Genomic DNA, 14,787 nt, shown 5'->3' on the forward strand with positions numbered 1-14,787 from the left:
AAATGATTGATTGTATCGCTTAGTCAGTATATAATTATATTGTATCTACTAAGCGTTACAATAATTCAGATTATCGTAACGGTGGGGAGGAAACAGCATGAATGTCATTGGATATGTCCGAGTTTCGACACAAGGACAAGCCAAAGATGGCTACAGCTTATCGTATCAGCATGACGAAATTCAATCGTACTGTGAAGGTCAGGGATGGAACTTATTGCATGGATTCACTGACGAAGGAATTAACGGTGCAAAGATAGACGAAGAAGCCCTTGAGGTGGACAGAATCGGCTTTCAGAGGCTGTTGACGGCTATTGCCGCCCAAGATGTGAATGCAGTTGTCGTACTAAATACAAGCCGTCTCTGGCGGTCTGACATCGTGAAAGTTCTCGTTCATCGGGAGTTCAAAAAGCATGGCGTAGATGTCAAGAGTATCGAACAGCCAACCTACAGCATCTACAAGAAAGACCCGTCCGACTTCCTGATTAACGGTTTGATGGAACTGCTTGATGCGTACCAACGCATGGAAATCTCCATGAAACTAAGTCGAGGCCGAAACAAGAAGGCACAACAAGGCGGTTACGCCGGAGGTCGGGCGGCGTTCGGATACAAGGCTAATAAAAGGTCAGAAAGCTATCGAAATCAATCTCAATGAAGCATCAGCCGTTCAAAGACTGTTTGAACTCAAGAAACTCTTTCCTGACTGGTCATTGTCGGAATTGGCGTATCAGATGAACGACGATGGCTTTACAACTCAGCAAGGCAAGAAGTTTACAAAGGTACAGATTAAACGCATCCTTGATCGCCGCCCGTTGTACGAAGGTACTTATCTCTACGGCGGCATTGAAGCCAATGGTCTTCATCAAGCCATTATATAGGTAGTGCGGCATGGAGAAGATGGAACCTATAATTGCTACGTCGAACAGGAAGACAGTTGTTACAAGAAACTCGAAACGTTGGAACAGTGCCAACAAGCAATATTTGACCATATTTTTCGGTATGGCGAAGTTTTTGACAAACCAACGATGGAAGAAGTATTGCTAGCCGTCCACCAACTGGAAGACAAAGTACGTATGGAACTCTTACATTTGAAATTGGAAAAAGCATTTTTGGCTTTTGAACTGAAATAACTTGTGACTTCCAAGGCAAGGAATAGAGAGGCTTGCGTCCCATTGCGAACCGTTACGGTTAACGTTTGAACTGAGGTTGCCCCTATTCTTTACCCATGTCACGACAGAATCCGTAATCAGAGGTGAAGTCTTTTGAGTCACTACAAGCAGTATCACATCTATGTCGGTCTGGATTTACATAAAGCCCACCATACCGCCGTTATCATCAACTTTTGGAACGAACGTCTTGGTGAAATCCAGATTGAGAATAAACCGTCTGCATTCGACGACCTAATGAAGTTCGTCAAGAAGCATACGGCAAAAGGCTTGACCCCTGTTTACGGGTTGGAAGATACGGGCGGCAATGGCAGAGCGTTAGCCGTTCACCTTGTCGAGAAGAAACAAATCGTCAAGGAAGTCAACTCAGCCCTATCGTACAGCGAACGAATGAGCCATGCGACTACGCAAAAGAGTGACAGTTGGGATGCGTACTGCATCGCCAAGGTGCTCCTTGCAAGGCTCGATGAACTGCCGGATGCGAATCCACAGACTTGTACTGGACATTAGGTCAACTGGTGGCTAGGCGGAACGCCATCGTCAAACATGCCAGTGGCTTGAAGAATCAAATGCATCAACAGTTAAGCTATCACTATCCGTCCTACAAGAAGTTCTTCTGTGATATTGACGGCAAAGCCGCCCTTGCCTTTTGGGAGAAGTATCCTGCACCGCATCAGGCGTTGACGGTGGAGGTAGATGATCTGGCGGAATACCTACGCAGAGCGAGTCATAACACCTGTTCCACCCGTAAGGCAGAAGGAATACTGGAATTAGTGAAGCAGGATGGCGAGACGAAGCGGAACTTCCAAGAATACAGGGATTTCCTCGTCGTCAACATGGTTAAAGACATGCGTAGAAGTCGGGAACTCATCAAGCAAATTGAGGAACAGCTTCGACAGGTACTGGCACAGACCGATTACAAGCTTGAGTCGATGGACGGCATTAGCACCGTCACAGCGGCGGAACTGGTCGCTGAAATCGGAGATATACGCCGCTTCCCGAATGCCGACAAGCTAGCCCGTTTTGCAGGAATCGCTCCTGTTCGTTTTAGTTCGGGCGGCAAAGGCAAAGACCAAGCTAGCGGACAAGGCAATCGAGTATTGAACGCAATCTTCCATAACCTGGCTGTTCAACAAATCCAAGTAGCTAAAGGCGACAACAAGAAGCAACGAAATCCCGTCTTCTACGAGTTCTATCAACGGAAACTAGCAGAAGGCAAGACCGAGAAGCAAGCCCTCATATGCGTCATGAGAAGGCTCGTGAACATCATCTACAGTATAATGAAGAACAAAACTGAATACAGGGCGGCGAGTCCTCTAACAGAACTCAAAGCCGGATGATACAATGGTGGTAATTGGAAAACCAGTTATCACCTTTCCTTTAGTAGAGTTTAAGATTACTACTTAGGGGACGGGTAAAGCTAGAACACCTAAACCAATAGATCCTCGTGGAGAACCTATTAAGTTTGTTCCTAATTTTAAACAGGAAGAGATAGCTTTGCAGACGTATGAAAAGTTAAGATCCACTGGTTTAGATGCCGGAGAGTTAGAGACCTTTTCACGGAATACAGGACTTAGTTTTAAAAAGGCAAGTCAGTTGAAGACACATGTAATACTGACTGAACACATGAACTTAGTTGATACTGTTAACGGCAAGTACTATTATAAAGGTTATTTTGATCCCGATATTGATATGGCCTATGGATGGGAAAAAGCACTAAAAGGTGAATTATCAGCAGAGGAAAAAGCATGGTTTAGACAATTAGCTGATCATGAATTGGCAGAAAGCAAAATGATGCAAGAAGGATTGCCGTATCGTGATATAAAGTATTTCAAAGATGGTACAATGAACGAAAGTACAAAAGGTGCTCATGAGTTAGCACCACCACAACCCGGCGGATTTCCAGGGTTTAAACCAAAATTTTGAGGTGGGAAAATTGAATTCTAACTTTGAACAAGCCAGTGAAAGAATAAAAAACATTGACTGGGAAAATAATGGAATGGATAAACCTTCATATGCGATCCTAGTTACAGAGTTTATTAGAAGAGGGAATATTTTTTTGGATTTTAACTCCAAGGATGATAATAGACGTGCTGTATTTAATGCAGCAGAAATAATTAATTTTGATACACCTGCTAATATAAAGGAAGAATGTAAGGGAGTAGTAAACGCCAACGTTGATTGGGTTACAGAGTATCTTTGCACTTTTTATCTTGAATGGGCATACGTGATAGACAAACAAATGCCCATCGCTCTGAAGTTTCACGATCTATATGACCCTATTATTAAGTTGTTTGAGAGAGGTGGAAGGATCAGTTATCATCATAATGAGTTAGTATGTGGCAAACATGCATGGCCGCGTAATTCTGGGGCAATAACTAGGGAACTTCCCCCACAAGACATTAGGGATAAAGTTCTGGATGCACTCGATGATGAAAATATTGAGTGATAGAGGGAACATTTTTTATAAGTTTCTTTACAATCCTAACAACAAGATCATACAATACAACCAACAAACCAAATACTAAACAATTCAAACACTTGATAAACTTTCAAAAGCTCTTTCCCACTTGAACCGTGAGTAGGAATGAGCTTTTTTGCATACTCACAATTAAAAAAATGAAACGAATGGCGAAGCTGAACCCAGGAATAGAAGTGGCTGGAGCAGATGGTACAGTGCATAGGATCGCGGAGAAGGATCTGCCGGGTCCGGAGAAGAACGGGTATATGCGTTCTGAGGGGACGGGTAATGGTGGTTCTGTCAATAGAGCTTTTAGGGAAGCAACTGAGCAAGATAAGAAATTGATTAATGATGTGAAGGAAAAATTTAATGCAGGAAAAAGCAAAAATGTCGCTGTAACTAAGGGTGAAATAAACGGTGAATCAATTAATTTGGAATCGATGAGTGGGTATGATCCGAAAAATCCTTACCACAAAGATAATTATCCTAAACCACCCTAAAACCATTATAAATATAGAGGGTCGGATAATAATGGAAGGTTGAATGATACAGAACAGAAAATGATAGAATATTTGAGAGAAAGGTTCAAAGATAATCCTAATGTTGAAGGCAATATCGAGATTATTTCATATAAGACTATTTGTCGAAGTTGCAATGATATTGTTGATCAATTCCAGATGGATTTTCCGAATATCAAAGTTACTAGAGTTCAAATCTTAGAAGAGTAGAATGTGGAGGGGATTTAGAATGGAATTTTTAAAAGACGGTGATATCAGGACTTTCTTGTCGACCTTAGAAGAAAATTTATATCCAATGAAATCTTGCAATGAAGATGATATTTTAAAATTGAAGAACCTAATACCAACAAAAGAACTCCCCTTAACTTATTTGGAATTTATGTATAAAGCGGGTAATGGGATTGAGTTTTTGGCAGGTACAGATTATTCAATGAAATATATATTAGAACTTAAGGAATGGGCAGTTGAACTTTTGGATGAAAATAATTTTCCGCAAAAATTAACAGATAATCAGTTTGTATTTATGATGCATCAAGGATATATGTTTTGGTATTTTAACTTGGATGAGGGTGATAACCCACCTGTGTATCTTTATGATGAAAGTCTTGATCTAACTGATTTCAAGAAAGTTAGTAATACACTTTCGGAATTCTTAATTTCATTGTATGACTGATATATATCGAGTTTAATATCTTCAAAAACAACCAATAGTGCCACAATGCGAGCTAGCCGCTCGTGTTGTGGTCTTTTTTATCCTCTATATGTATGGCGGGTAGATGAGATAGATCACCCTTAGTACCTAATGAATCCATCATTTAACGAATAACACCTATAACCCATGTAATACCCGTATAAAGATTTCTTCATTGCTGTTGTACGCACATCAAATGCTTTAATTTTATACCCTAAATAACGCTATTCCGATACATCAAACAAGTTGATTATGGTCAGATACCGCCATAATTGACCTGTTTTTTGTTATCTTCGTTTTCTGGCGTTTTTTCAATTTACTCGCAACTGTAGAATACGCCGCCCCGATAGAAAAGCTGTCTAAATCACCGCACCTCCTTTAATGGATAGATCGACTACTCATATTGTCAGGACTTATCTGCAAATTGTTAGCAACAATCTGGTTATTTGCTGCGATAGTTACTGTGCAAGTCAATAAATCTGGTGACGACCAGTTGACATAGAACAGGTAAGGATACGTGTCAGGCTAGCCGCCTTCCCTACCCCGTAGCCACCCGATGGCGGTATAACAGCACAAGAAGGAAGGGATTGCAGATGAAAACGAAGTACAGCGACTTCTGGTTCGTTAAGAATAATAAAGCCGCTAATGCGTACATGGACGAAGTTGCCAAGGAGAGCAACTTTACAGGACATCACAAGGGATACACCATTCTGCCGCATAAAATCCATCGGTGTTACGGCTTAAGTCCGTATGAGAAGCTGATTCTCGTCGATATTGTCGCTTATATGAGTGACCAGAGCCAGTGCTACCCCACTATTGAGATGATTACCCGAAATCTCGGATGCAGTTCCAAGTCCGTAGAGCGTCATATTGTCAAACTCGCAGAGAAAAAGCTGATTTTCGTCAGCCAGAACAAGAACAACACCTACTACTTGCCGAACTATCTTCACGTTCATCCGTATTTACTTGTGTCAGAGAAGACACATGAGTTTATTGGGAGCATAAGGAAACAGGTAAACGAGAGAGAACTGACGTTGTGGATTCAGGAAGTCGTAAAGAGTGACGATTACATGGCATATACCGCCCGACTCCAAAGACTTCATGAAAGACGCTTGCCGATGGACAAATTCGCTGAAACGGAAACATTGGCTAGTTACACGCAGTTCCTGATGACCGCATTTGCCAAGCGATTTCCGCCAGATGTCAACGGAGCATAATGGAGAGTCTCTTATTCAGCGGACTCTTTATCCCGGCAGCTCCGTCGCTTTCCATACCGGAGGCGATCAGCAGGTCGGCGAAGCGATTCTGCAGTATGAAGAGACCGACTGGGCGCTAACCAAACGACTGGCGAGCCGGTTACAGACCGTCATCGTCTGTGATATGCTAAAATCCGTAAAGCCGAGACTGCATTTTGGACTGCCGGAAGGCAAGCAGGTGCATGTACCGGATAATGTTCCCTATACGGCACGTAAAGACCTCAAAGCCTATCAGCAGGCCGGAGGTTCAGCGGCCGGATTGCATGACACGGATTTCTTCCGCTATGAACTGCAGCATATCGAGCCGTTTGAGATCGGAGACCGGGTCACTTTCCGGGATAAAAAGCTGGTGGTACGCGAAGTACATGCCGTTATGGAAAAAGGGCAGCTGCTGTTCAACTATGTGCTGTCTCGTGAGCATGGTGTACGCAGCCTGCTCATCACCAATCCGAAAGCGATCGGTGTATCGCTGGAAGGAACCGTACTCGCGGTACGCGGCGAAGAAGTGAAGCTCAAGCTGGATGTCGATAAAGACGACGGCAAAGCCGATCCGCACTGGTACCCATTTGCGCCGCCGACAGGCAGCCCGATGTATAGCATGCCGCAGGTCGGTACCAAAGCCACTCTGTACCATCCGGATGGCACCGGCACAAGAGCGCAGATCATTGGCTCGGTACGTACCAATGGAGCGAGTGCGCCCAAGACAAGCGATCCGAATATCCGCTATTATGGCAGTGAGCACGGCAGCGAACTGAAAATGGCACCGGACCATGTGCATATCCATGGCAATCCGGCAGGTACCATGGCGATCAGCCTGGAAGACGGTGTAGGCGTCACGATCCGCAGTCCCAAGAAATTGACGATTACCGGCAAAGAAGACATCGTTCTGTTCAGCAAAAAGAAAGTAATCATCCAGGCCGGCGAGCAGATCATGGCCTACAAAACAGGCGGCACATCGGGCATCTCGATAGAAGGCGAATACCATCTGCTCGGAGAAAACGTCTGGGCCGACGGAAGCGACCGGACAGCTTATGCCGCCTATCAGGATGAACCGCAAAAAGGAACACCGCCACCGCCACCCGATCCACCAAAGCCGTTTGACTGGGGCAAGCTCGGTCGCAACGTGCTGGGTGGACTGGCGATTGTTGTTGGTGTGGCTGCACTGGCCGCATTTACCGTAGCGACGCTGGGAGCAGGACCTTTGATTGTAGGAGCAGTAGCTGTAGGAGCAGCAGCTGCCGGTAGTATTGCGGTAGGTGTACAGGCTGCATCGGATATTGCCCGGGGGGAAGTGAGCGACTTCGGGGAGTACGCGACGACCGCTTTGCGGGAGTCGTTAATTGGAGCTGTCACCGGAGCGATATTTGGTCCATTGGGAGTTGGAGGATCGATCGCCGGTAAAATGGCACTGGGCGGCGCAGAAAACGCCATCTCCGATATTGCCAGTCAAATGCTGCAGGGGAAAAAGTTCTCTGAGTTGGACTGGAAGTCAGTTGGGATGAGTGCAGGACTGGGTGTAGCAACAGTTGGCGTTGTCAACTCCAAAGCAGGCAAAGCGCTCGGGGGGGCTATAGCAGATGGCGTAGGCAAAGCAACACCGCAGTTTGTCAAAAATGGAGTCAAGGCTTCTGGCGAAGCGTTCCAGAACTCGCTCAGTAAGTTGAATGATGCCGGCAGTAAGCTGGGTCAGAAGATGAAGAATGGTCTGGAGAATATGACAAGTCCTGCTTATGTTACTCCTGACGGTACTCCTATTCGTATGAGCGAGCCAACTCGAATGGAGAGCAGAAGTATTCCTGAGACAGAAGTGCAGCGGAATTATAAGCGCATTAACAGAGAAGAGAAAATAGACACTGCTAAAGATTTTGCAAGAGAGCAATTAGAAGAACATGTTAAGTTTCTTAAAAATGGTGGAATTAAAAAACCTGTAGATAAAAATGGACATGGCGGTGGGAAATATAAACCAGATGTAATTAGTGCTGCTGTTGACATAACTACATTAGGCAGTAAAGAAACTAAAATAAGATTTGGCTATAATGGAGCTAGAGAAGGACAATTTAATCCAAGTGTAATGGAATTGCATGATGATTTAGTTAAAATAGTAAAAGAAACAAGAATAAAAGCCAAAAATGACCCTAACAATCCTTACAAAGAAGACGAAAGTTTCGAAATTTGGCATGTAGAAAATTGTGCTGAGATTCAAGCGGTCAATCAGTTGTTGCATTCAGGTTCAAAGTTAGAAGACATATTAATAAGTACAATTAATGGTAATGGGAAATATAAAGCACCATGTAAAAACTGTCAAAAAACGTTTTTTGATTTCATTAATGATTTTCGTGAATAGGACTTTTAAATAACTAAGGAGGATGTTTATGCGGAATTTATCAGATGAAACAAGAGATATCCTGCTGCAAGCAGGATGGAATCCAAATAATAAAGTTGAATTAACAGAAACAATAAAATTTTTAGAAGAGATGGGATATCAAATTTTCGATCCGGTGGTTGATACATTACGTCTCTTTGGTGGAGTAGAGTATAAATTTAAGCACCCAGATGGAAGTTTGGAAACTTTTCATTTTAATCCAGAAGAAGTTGTAGGAGATTATTATGAAAAAGAAGACTTTGAGGAATTTGAAGAGCGAGTAAAAGAGCCACTTATTATAATTGGAGAAGCATACAGAGGTAATTTAATAATGTTTATTTCAAAATCAGGAAAAGTTTTTGGGAAAAATGGATATTCGTTATTTAAGTTTGGAGATGATATTTACGAAGCACTAGACACTCTTTGTTTATTTAGAAAACCAGAAGAAATAAAATAGGAGAATTATTTTAGAGTGTTCAAGTAAATAATAATTTAATGAGTTTATTCAAAAAGGTCAATCATGTTGCATAATAAACGTGATTGACCTTTTTAAATAAAATAAATGTTTAGAGTTGATTACTATACAAAAAGATATAAATAAATGTAAACTTTCAGCAAGGAATTAAAGTAGCATAGATTGATACTTGATTATACAAAAGTGGAAGTAGATATTAGTAAAACTAAAGTTGGATTTGGTATAGACGAATTAAAAGTGAAAGACTGGAATGGAAAGATTGAGTAAGTGAGGAAAGAGGGAAAATATGATTAATGAAAAAAAAATAAAATTGGCCTATAAAAAGTATGTTAAAAACTTTTCAAAGGGAGTAACACCTGAGAAAACAAGAAAAGAATATATTGAGGACAAGAATGAAAGCAATGAGATTATTGAGCAAAATAATACCGAACAAGATCATATTTTGCTGATTAATTTAAGCAGTGTCTTCAATCATAATACAGCTTTGTGGAAAGAAAAAATATTGATTCAAGAAAGTAAACAAACAGATGCGTTTAAAACTATGCAAATGACAGTTTTTTATGAGTGCATGATACAAGAACTGTATCTGGTTCGTTATCCAACAATGCAGCCAATATATACCTTTAATAGACTCATCGCTGCTTTAGTCCATTTTACTATATTTGGTTGGGAAAAAGAGGAACAAATTTTATTCGAATTTATTAACAAGCATTTTGGGCAACATTTAATAAATGTCAATGAAGATAGTGAACACATATGGTTCTTGTTAGAATTGTATTTGCGTTATCGAAACAAAACTATTTTTGGAAGCAATCATCAAGTTTATAGAGCTGTAAAGGAAAAACTTGAAATAGAAAAAGGTAAGGGAAAGTTAATCCCAAACAAGTTAGATATTTATGATGAAGTATTAAGGTGTTGGCAGACGACATCCCAAGAAGATATCGCTAAAATGATTGATAACATGGTAGAACGTCATTCTTTGCTGGTTGGAGAAATTGGAGAAATGGGTGAATTTGGAGACTTTTTATATGGGTTTTACCCTTATGAAATTCTTTTCTTGCTCCATGTCAGAAAAAAACTAAATCTGTCTGTTCCCAACTCTTTCGAAGATTTCCTGATGAATACGGCTGAAGCCAAAATGCAATTTGAAGATCCCGAGCCATATCCTGAGTGGGACCCTATGCTGCGCATGATTGATGATTTCTATCGAAAAAATTATTCGGAGTATATTCCTAATCAGCACGGTCCACTTTTTGAATAATAAAACCCGATACGAAAGGAAATAATCAGTATGTCGCTGGAAGCTATTTTACCTTTCATCTTTGATCACCCCGAAGATGTGAAAGCTATTCTCGAAGAAGATCCAAACGACCTGTATCAGTATATACTGGATTATGGATTCGCCACCAAAAAAATATTATATCTGGATTATCGTGGAGAAGAAGGCCGGGAAATCGTAAATTATATGCTGGACTACGAATTTGAACGAGGGATCGAGCTGGCTTCGGAAGATGTTATGGAAGAGCTGGACGAAATGATGGACTATGCGTTTGTTCAGGATAAAGTGAAAGTCGTTAACCAGAGAATTGCTCCTGCGGGTTATGGATTGTTTTTTTATCCAACAACTGGCGATTTCTATGCATTATTTCTTAGCAAACTGGAATACAAAGAACAACTGCTGCAAGTGGAAACACTGGATGATGAGAATATGCCTGAACAGGAACGTTATATTAAATATTATCTTTAATATACGTTTTAACTAGGAGTATATGAAATGCAGTGAGCAGGGTTATGCACATAGTAAAGGAAAGCAGGCCAACTAAGTTTGATTATTCTTGGTCTGCTTCTTCTTGTCTGTGCTTCTGATTAGGCAAATAGGTCTTTAAATGATATGGCACATGTTCTTCATTTAAGTTGCTGCTCTACTAGGTAAGAAAGGAGAGAATGTATTGAATGTCAGAGATTTTACTCAAGAGCAAGGAAGTTTTGGAGAAGAACTGATTGGCATTATTGCACAAAAGAATAATCTGGGCGAAGATGTCTCCCACCTGTTCCGAGCTGGAAGAGGTGGAATAGATGCTGCTTTCTTGGCCACCGATCCAGCTCCACGACTTACGATTGTTGAATCAAAGACTTCTTGCTGGGGAACATATCCGTATTCCCGTTTAAAAAAGCAAGGTGGAAGTATTTATTTCAGGCATCTGCTGAAAAGTTTGGATTATCGACATCGAGATATCCAGCTTCATTTCCAAAAGCTGATTTGTACGTATCCTGAACTTAACTTACATTTTATTCGAGTTGAGACACTGATTGAATTAACTGAAGATCGATTTGTAGTAGAAGATTTAAAGGTGAAAAGTTGGAAAGATTCAATAAATAAGTAATGGATAGTCTATTGTTGGCATAAAATGATACTGACATTAAGAAAGAGTAGAATCATATGAGCGAGAATCATGCTCATATACATAGCTAGCACGCTTTGGCCGTTTATCCTGACGATCACTCCGAAAGACAGCTCAGATGCCAAGATATGCCTTCCCCAAAGTAAACGATTACCGGCAAAGAAGACATCGTCCTGTTCAGCAAAAAGAAAGTAATCATCCAGGCCAGCGAGCAGATTATGGCCTACAAAACAGGCGGCACATCCGGCAGCTCGGTAGAAGGCGAATACCATCTGCTCGGAGAAAACGTCTGGGCCGACGGAAGCGACCGGACAGCTTATGCAGCCTATCAGGATGAACCGCAAAAAGGAACACCACCACCGCCACCCGATCCACCAAAGCCGTTTGATTGGGGCAAGCTCGGTCGTAACGTGCTGGGTGGACTGGCGATTGTTGTGGGCGTGGCTGCGCTGGCCGCATTTACCGTAGCGACGCTGGGAGCAGGACCGGTAATTGTAGGGGCTGCAGCTGCCGGTAGTATTGCGGTAGGTGTGCAGGCCGAAACCAAATTTATATGGTGATCCCCAAATCCAAGACCTAGTGGTCCTTTAGCATCGGATAGTGAGATTTATTATACTGAACCTGGTAGTGAGAAAATAACTCATAAATGGATTATTGATAAAGAAACAGGTAAAGGATATTGAGATGAGCTTGATTAGTTATTGAAGGAGGTTAGGTTTTGAGTTTAGCACAGTCCCCCAATTTATTTACAATCGCAATGTTTCCTTCTGTAAAGTTGAGGGAAATTGATTTACTTAACAAGCTTTTAGATATATTTGAACAGTATGAAAATTTTATTCCAACACATTGGGGAAATAATGAGTTGGTGCGATTAGATTATAATCGCAATGATATTTTGAATATAATATCTGCAAAAGACATTGGAATTTCAGAATTATATTTATATCGTAATCAATCTTATATAGAATACTCAGGACGTTTCAATTTGGACTTATCTTTCCGATCTTTCTTTGAATTCGATTTCAAAAAAATGGCTACTGAATACTGGCACTCTTTTTTTGAATTTTCTGATCAATGTGCCGAAATTCTCAAACCACGTTATGGTATAGCTCATATATTTTGGCCCTCTGTTATCCCTTGGGAGACAGAAACAGAGAGGTTGCAGCGATGGATAAATTTTTGTTCACAGCCAGCACCAGTAAATCTAGGAGTTAGTGGGCCGCTTGGCTTGTCAACAAGAACCTATTTTGGGCCTGATATTCTTACTCTTATTGATCAAGAAATTCTAAAGAATACGCCAGCAATAGTTAATGAATTAAAATGGGGTGGGATTTGTATTGATGTTGCAGAAAAACCCTTGGAAGTGAGTAAGGATGATTTACTTCAAAAATGGGACCAAGCAATGAATTCTTTCGAAGAAAATGAATTATTTGCTGTACCTAAGTTTAATCAAAAAAATTGTAGAAGTATTTCTTTTCAAGCTAATAAAATTTGGGAGAATTATATAAAATCTAATTTAGAGGTATAGTAATGGAACCTTCTTATAGAAAAAAATATTATCTTATAAGCGAGTTTAAAATTGAAAACTAAGTTATTAAGAGGTTGAATTTAAATGAAGCCGATTTTTCTGATACCAGTTTTTCTGGAATAATGGCAGATTGAATGTCTGCTGTAATGTCTAATTTTGAAGCCTCGATTTTTGTGAATACTTCTTTTCTGGATTGCAATTTTGAAGGTGCAAATTTTAAAAATGGAGAATTAATAGGTACTTCTTTGAACTTTTCTTCATTACAAAATGCGAACTTGGCAAATATAAACGCAAAAAAAGCAAGCTTTTCATATGGTAATTTTAAAGATGCTGATTTTACAAACGCAATTTTAGACAATGTGGATTGGCAGGGAGCAAATCTAGAAAATGCAAAGTTTGATTTAGGAATGTTTGAAAAAATCAGAAAAACGGTTGAAGTTATTTATTAAACCACACCAAATAATAACCGGGGAGCGACTCAAAGTTGTTGCTCGGTTATTTTTTAGGTACCATTCGCTGCAAAAAGCAACTGAGCAAGGACTTCCTCTGTATAAATCTAAGACTCCTGATCAAAGACAACTGAAACGATTGTTAAGGAGACCAATGGAAGATAGGATGGGAATCTGGGATATTAATAAAGAAGTACAATCAGATCTGTATAAATGTGTCTTAAATCGTTTGGTAAATGAACAGAATGAAAACTTTTGATTGGCTGAGTAGGTACAAATGCAATCAGTACGCCCAGCACAAGCGATTCTAATATTGGGAATTATGGCAGTGAGCATGATAGTGAACTAAAGATGGCACTGGAACCTATGCATATCCATGGCAATTCCGCAGATACCATGACGATTAGCCGGAAAGACGGTGTAAGCGATACAACTGGCATCGCTGTAAAAGGCAAATATCATTTGTTCGGTTGAAAGATAACTAGATGGACTGGCAATTGTTATAGGAGTAGCTGTTTTTATGGCATTTACCTAGTGTAGATAAGGGGATCTTAATGAATAATTATGTGAATACGTTATATCAGATAAGATTATTAGAAACTCAAGAGGAATGTGAGGAGTTTGATCAATTATTAGAAATATTAGATAATGAGCAGAATTTTGATCTGAAAGACTTATTTATGGTTTTTGATGAAAATACACTTGAAGAAGAAGTCATGTTTGGTTTAGTACATTTTGTAGAATCCTTTGAAGCAGAAGATTATTTACGATCTTTACTGGACTCTTTAATTAATATACCTTCACACTCTATTTATTGGATAGAAATACTTTTGAAAAGAATTCTTAACAATGAAGAATACAAAAAAACATTGATTAGTATATTGGGGAGTCAGGATGAGAGAATTAACTTTCAACTTAAGAATATACTTCAATCAGTACAAGAAGATAATCCTGCTCGTTTTAGCTCCCCAGTTGATGAAGTACTAACAAAGTTAAATAGAACTCTGGAGAAATAAAATGGTAAATTCCTCAATTGTTATTTGTATTCCTGGTAAATGGATGAATTTGGAGGAAATAAAAAATGGTTTTGCAAATAATTTAGAATATGATTTGAGAGAAAACGTTATAGTCTCAAAAAATAACGATGAATTTTACAAAATCATTTTTGAAAATCGTGATGATGAAATGGCAGAAGCATTTCAGTTTGCAGGAACCAGTAAAATTTCTCAAGAGGATATTTCCGAAATCAACCAACATACTTCAGTTGTTTATTTAGTTGGCGAAGCAGGAAATTTGGAAAAAGTACATCAGATTATTAAGTTGACGAATACTGTTTTAATGCTTGGTGGATTGGGGGTGAAAATTGAAACTACAGGTAATGCAGTTGGCTGTACGTGGTGGAGACATTTGAATGATAAAATGGACCCTATGGAAATATGGAATACATTTGTAACTACAGTAGAAGAACAGGATTATTATTAA

At 40.1% G+C, this 14,787-nt stretch carries 17 protein-coding genes and 2 pseudogenes; all 19 read left to right on the forward strand.

Annotation, left to right across the window (positions count from 1 at the left end; translation table 11 throughout):
- Window positions 1-97: 97 nt before the first annotated feature.
- The 19 genes and pseudogenes from M1D61_RS07875 (at window position 98) to M1D61_RS07965 (ending at window position 14,787) form a co-directional block, all read left to right on the forward strand.
- A pseudogene (locus M1D61_RS07875) lies at window positions 98-875 on the forward strand (recombinase family protein).
- 384 nt (window positions 876-1,259) lie between these two features.
- Window positions 1,260-2,503 (forward strand): annotated as a pseudogene (locus M1D61_RS07880) (IS110 family RNA-guided transposase).
- A 157-nt stretch (window positions 2,504-2,660) separates the two neighbouring features.
- Entirely contained in the window at window positions 2,661-3,089 is a 429-nt protein-coding gene (locus M1D61_RS07885; RefSeq protein WP_458121858.1) for a hypothetical protein, read from the forward strand.
- 10 nt (window positions 3,090-3,099) lie between these two features.
- A complete protein-coding gene (locus M1D61_RS07890) occupies window positions 3,100-3,612 on the forward strand; it encodes a hypothetical protein (protein ID WP_458121859.1) in 513 nt (170 codons plus the stop codon).
- A 179-nt stretch (window positions 3,613-3,791) separates the two neighbouring features.
- Window positions 3,792-4,124 carry a hypothetical protein gene (locus M1D61_RS07895; RefSeq protein ID WP_458121860.1) on the forward strand — a complete coding sequence of 111 codons (333 nt, stop codon included), beginning with the start codon at window positions 3,792-3,794 and terminating at the stop codon, window positions 4,122-4,124.
- Between the two features lie 60 nt (window positions 4,125-4,184).
- The gene (locus M1D61_RS07900; RefSeq protein ID WP_458122446.1) at window positions 4,185-4,352 is read left to right on the forward strand and encodes a deaminase domain-containing protein; all 168 of its coding nucleotides are present in this window, start codon (window positions 4,185-4,187) and stop codon (window positions 4,350-4,352) included.
- A 19-nt stretch (window positions 4,353-4,371) separates the two neighbouring features.
- Complete coding sequence (locus M1D61_RS07905) at window positions 4,372-4,815, forward strand: SMI1/KNR4 family protein (RefSeq protein WP_458121861.1); 444 nt, start codon at window positions 4,372-4,374, stop codon at window positions 4,813-4,815.
- 611 nt (window positions 4,816-5,426) lie between these two features.
- The gene (locus M1D61_RS07910) at window positions 5,427-6,050 is read left to right on the forward strand and encodes a helix-turn-helix domain-containing protein (RefSeq protein ID WP_458121862.1); all 624 of its coding nucleotides are present in this window, start codon (window positions 5,427-5,429) and stop codon (window positions 6,048-6,050) included.
- Window positions 6,034-8,433, forward strand: a complete 2,400-nt coding sequence (locus M1D61_RS07915) for a hypothetical protein (protein WP_458121863.1) — start codon at window positions 6,034-6,036, stop codon at window positions 8,431-8,433. The genes M1D61_RS07910 and M1D61_RS07915 overlap by 17 nt, the downstream gene beginning before the upstream one ends.
- Window positions 8,434-8,461: 28 nt before the next feature.
- Complete coding sequence (locus M1D61_RS07920) at window positions 8,462-8,908, forward strand: SUKH-3 domain-containing protein (RefSeq protein WP_458121864.1); 447 nt, start codon at window positions 8,462-8,464, stop codon at window positions 8,906-8,908.
- A 304-nt stretch (window positions 8,909-9,212) separates the two neighbouring features.
- Window positions 9,213-10,187, forward strand: a complete 975-nt coding sequence (locus M1D61_RS07925) for a hypothetical protein (RefSeq protein WP_458121865.1) — start codon at window positions 9,213-9,215, stop codon at window positions 10,185-10,187.
- A gap of 30 nt (window positions 10,188-10,217) precedes the next feature.
- On the forward strand, window positions 10,218-10,673 hold the full coding sequence (locus tag M1D61_RS07930) for a DUF6630 family protein (RefSeq protein WP_046214894.1): 456 nt from the start codon (window positions 10,218-10,220) through the stop codon (window positions 10,671-10,673).
- 202 nt (window positions 10,674-10,875) lie between these two features.
- On the forward strand, window positions 10,876-11,310 hold the full coding sequence (locus tag M1D61_RS07935) for a hypothetical protein (RefSeq protein ID WP_458121866.1): 435 nt from the start codon (window positions 10,876-10,878) through the stop codon (window positions 11,308-11,310).
- A gap of 236 nt (window positions 11,311-11,546) precedes the next feature.
- Window positions 11,547-11,888: a hypothetical protein gene (locus M1D61_RS07940; protein ID WP_458121867.1), complete on the forward strand. Its 342-nt coding sequence runs from the start codon at window positions 11,547-11,549 to the stop codon at window positions 11,886-11,888.
- A gap of 158 nt (window positions 11,889-12,046) precedes the next feature.
- Window positions 12,047-12,856, forward strand: a complete 810-nt coding sequence (locus M1D61_RS07945) for a hypothetical protein (protein ID WP_458121868.1) — start codon at window positions 12,047-12,049, stop codon at window positions 12,854-12,856.
- A gap of 134 nt (window positions 12,857-12,990) precedes the next feature.
- Complete coding sequence (locus tag M1D61_RS07950) at window positions 12,991-13,305, forward strand: pentapeptide repeat-containing protein (RefSeq protein WP_458121869.1); 315 nt, start codon at window positions 12,991-12,993, stop codon at window positions 13,303-13,305.
- Window positions 13,306-13,656: 351 nt separating this feature from the next.
- The gene (locus M1D61_RS07955; protein WP_458121870.1) at window positions 13,657-13,779 is read left to right on the forward strand and encodes a hypothetical protein; all 123 of its coding nucleotides are present in this window, start codon (window positions 13,657-13,659) and stop codon (window positions 13,777-13,779) included.
- A gap of 80 nt (window positions 13,780-13,859) precedes the next feature.
- Window positions 13,860-14,321: an Imm30 family immunity protein gene (locus M1D61_RS07960; RefSeq protein ID WP_458121871.1), complete on the forward strand. Its 462-nt coding sequence runs from the start codon at window positions 13,860-13,862 to the stop codon at window positions 14,319-14,321.
- Between the two features lies 1 nt (window position 14,322).
- Complete coding sequence (locus M1D61_RS07965) at window positions 14,323-14,787, forward strand: hypothetical protein (RefSeq protein WP_458121872.1); 465 nt, start codon at window positions 14,323-14,325, stop codon at window positions 14,785-14,787.

The organism is Paenibacillus sp. Z6-24 (genome assembly GCF_054161335.1).

Bases quoted from the DNA above. Each gene is read 5' to 3' on its own strand.
- M1D61_RS07895 (WP_458121860.1), top strand. From the start codon at position 3,792: ATGGCGAAGCTGAACCCAGGAATAGAAGTGGCTGGAGCAGATGGTACA.
- M1D61_RS07900 (WP_458122446.1), top strand. From the start codon at position 4,185: ATGATAGAATATTTGAGAGAAAGGTTCAAAGATAATCCTAATGTTGAA.
- M1D61_RS07905 (WP_458121861.1), top strand. From the start codon at position 4,372: ATGGAATTTTTAAAAGACGGTGATATCAGGACTTTCTTGTCGACCTTA.
- M1D61_RS07910 (WP_458121862.1), top strand. From the start codon at position 5,427: ATGAAAACGAAGTACAGCGACTTCTGGTTCGTTAAGAATAATAAAGCC.
- M1D61_RS07915 (WP_458121863.1), top strand. From the start codon at position 6,034: ATGTCAACGGAGCATAATGGAGAGTCTCTTATTCAGCGGACTCTTTAT.
- M1D61_RS07920 (WP_458121864.1), top strand. From the start codon at position 8,462: ATGCGGAATTTATCAGATGAAACAAGAGATATCCTGCTGCAAGCAGGA.
- M1D61_RS07925 (WP_458121865.1), top strand. From the start codon at position 9,213: ATGATTAATGAAAAAAAAATAAAATTGGCCTATAAAAAGTATGTTAAA.
- M1D61_RS07930 (WP_046214894.1), top strand. From the start codon at position 10,218: ATGTCGCTGGAAGCTATTTTACCTTTCATCTTTGATCACCCCGAAGAT.
- M1D61_RS07940 (WP_458121867.1), top strand. From the start codon at position 11,547: ATGGCCTACAAAACAGGCGGCACATCCGGCAGCTCGGTAGAAGGCGAA.
- M1D61_RS07950 (WP_458121869.1), top strand. From the start codon at position 12,991: ATGTCTGCTGTAATGTCTAATTTTGAAGCCTCGATTTTTGTGAATACT.
- M1D61_RS07955 (WP_458121870.1), top strand. From the start codon at position 13,657: ATGGCACTGGAACCTATGCATATCCATGGCAATTCCGCAGATACCATG.
- M1D61_RS07960 (WP_458121871.1), top strand. From the start codon at position 13,860: ATGAATAATTATGTGAATACGTTATATCAGATAAGATTATTAGAAACT.
- M1D61_RS07965 (WP_458121872.1), top strand. From the start codon at position 14,323: ATGGTAAATTCCTCAATTGTTATTTGTATTCCTGGTAAATGGATGAAT.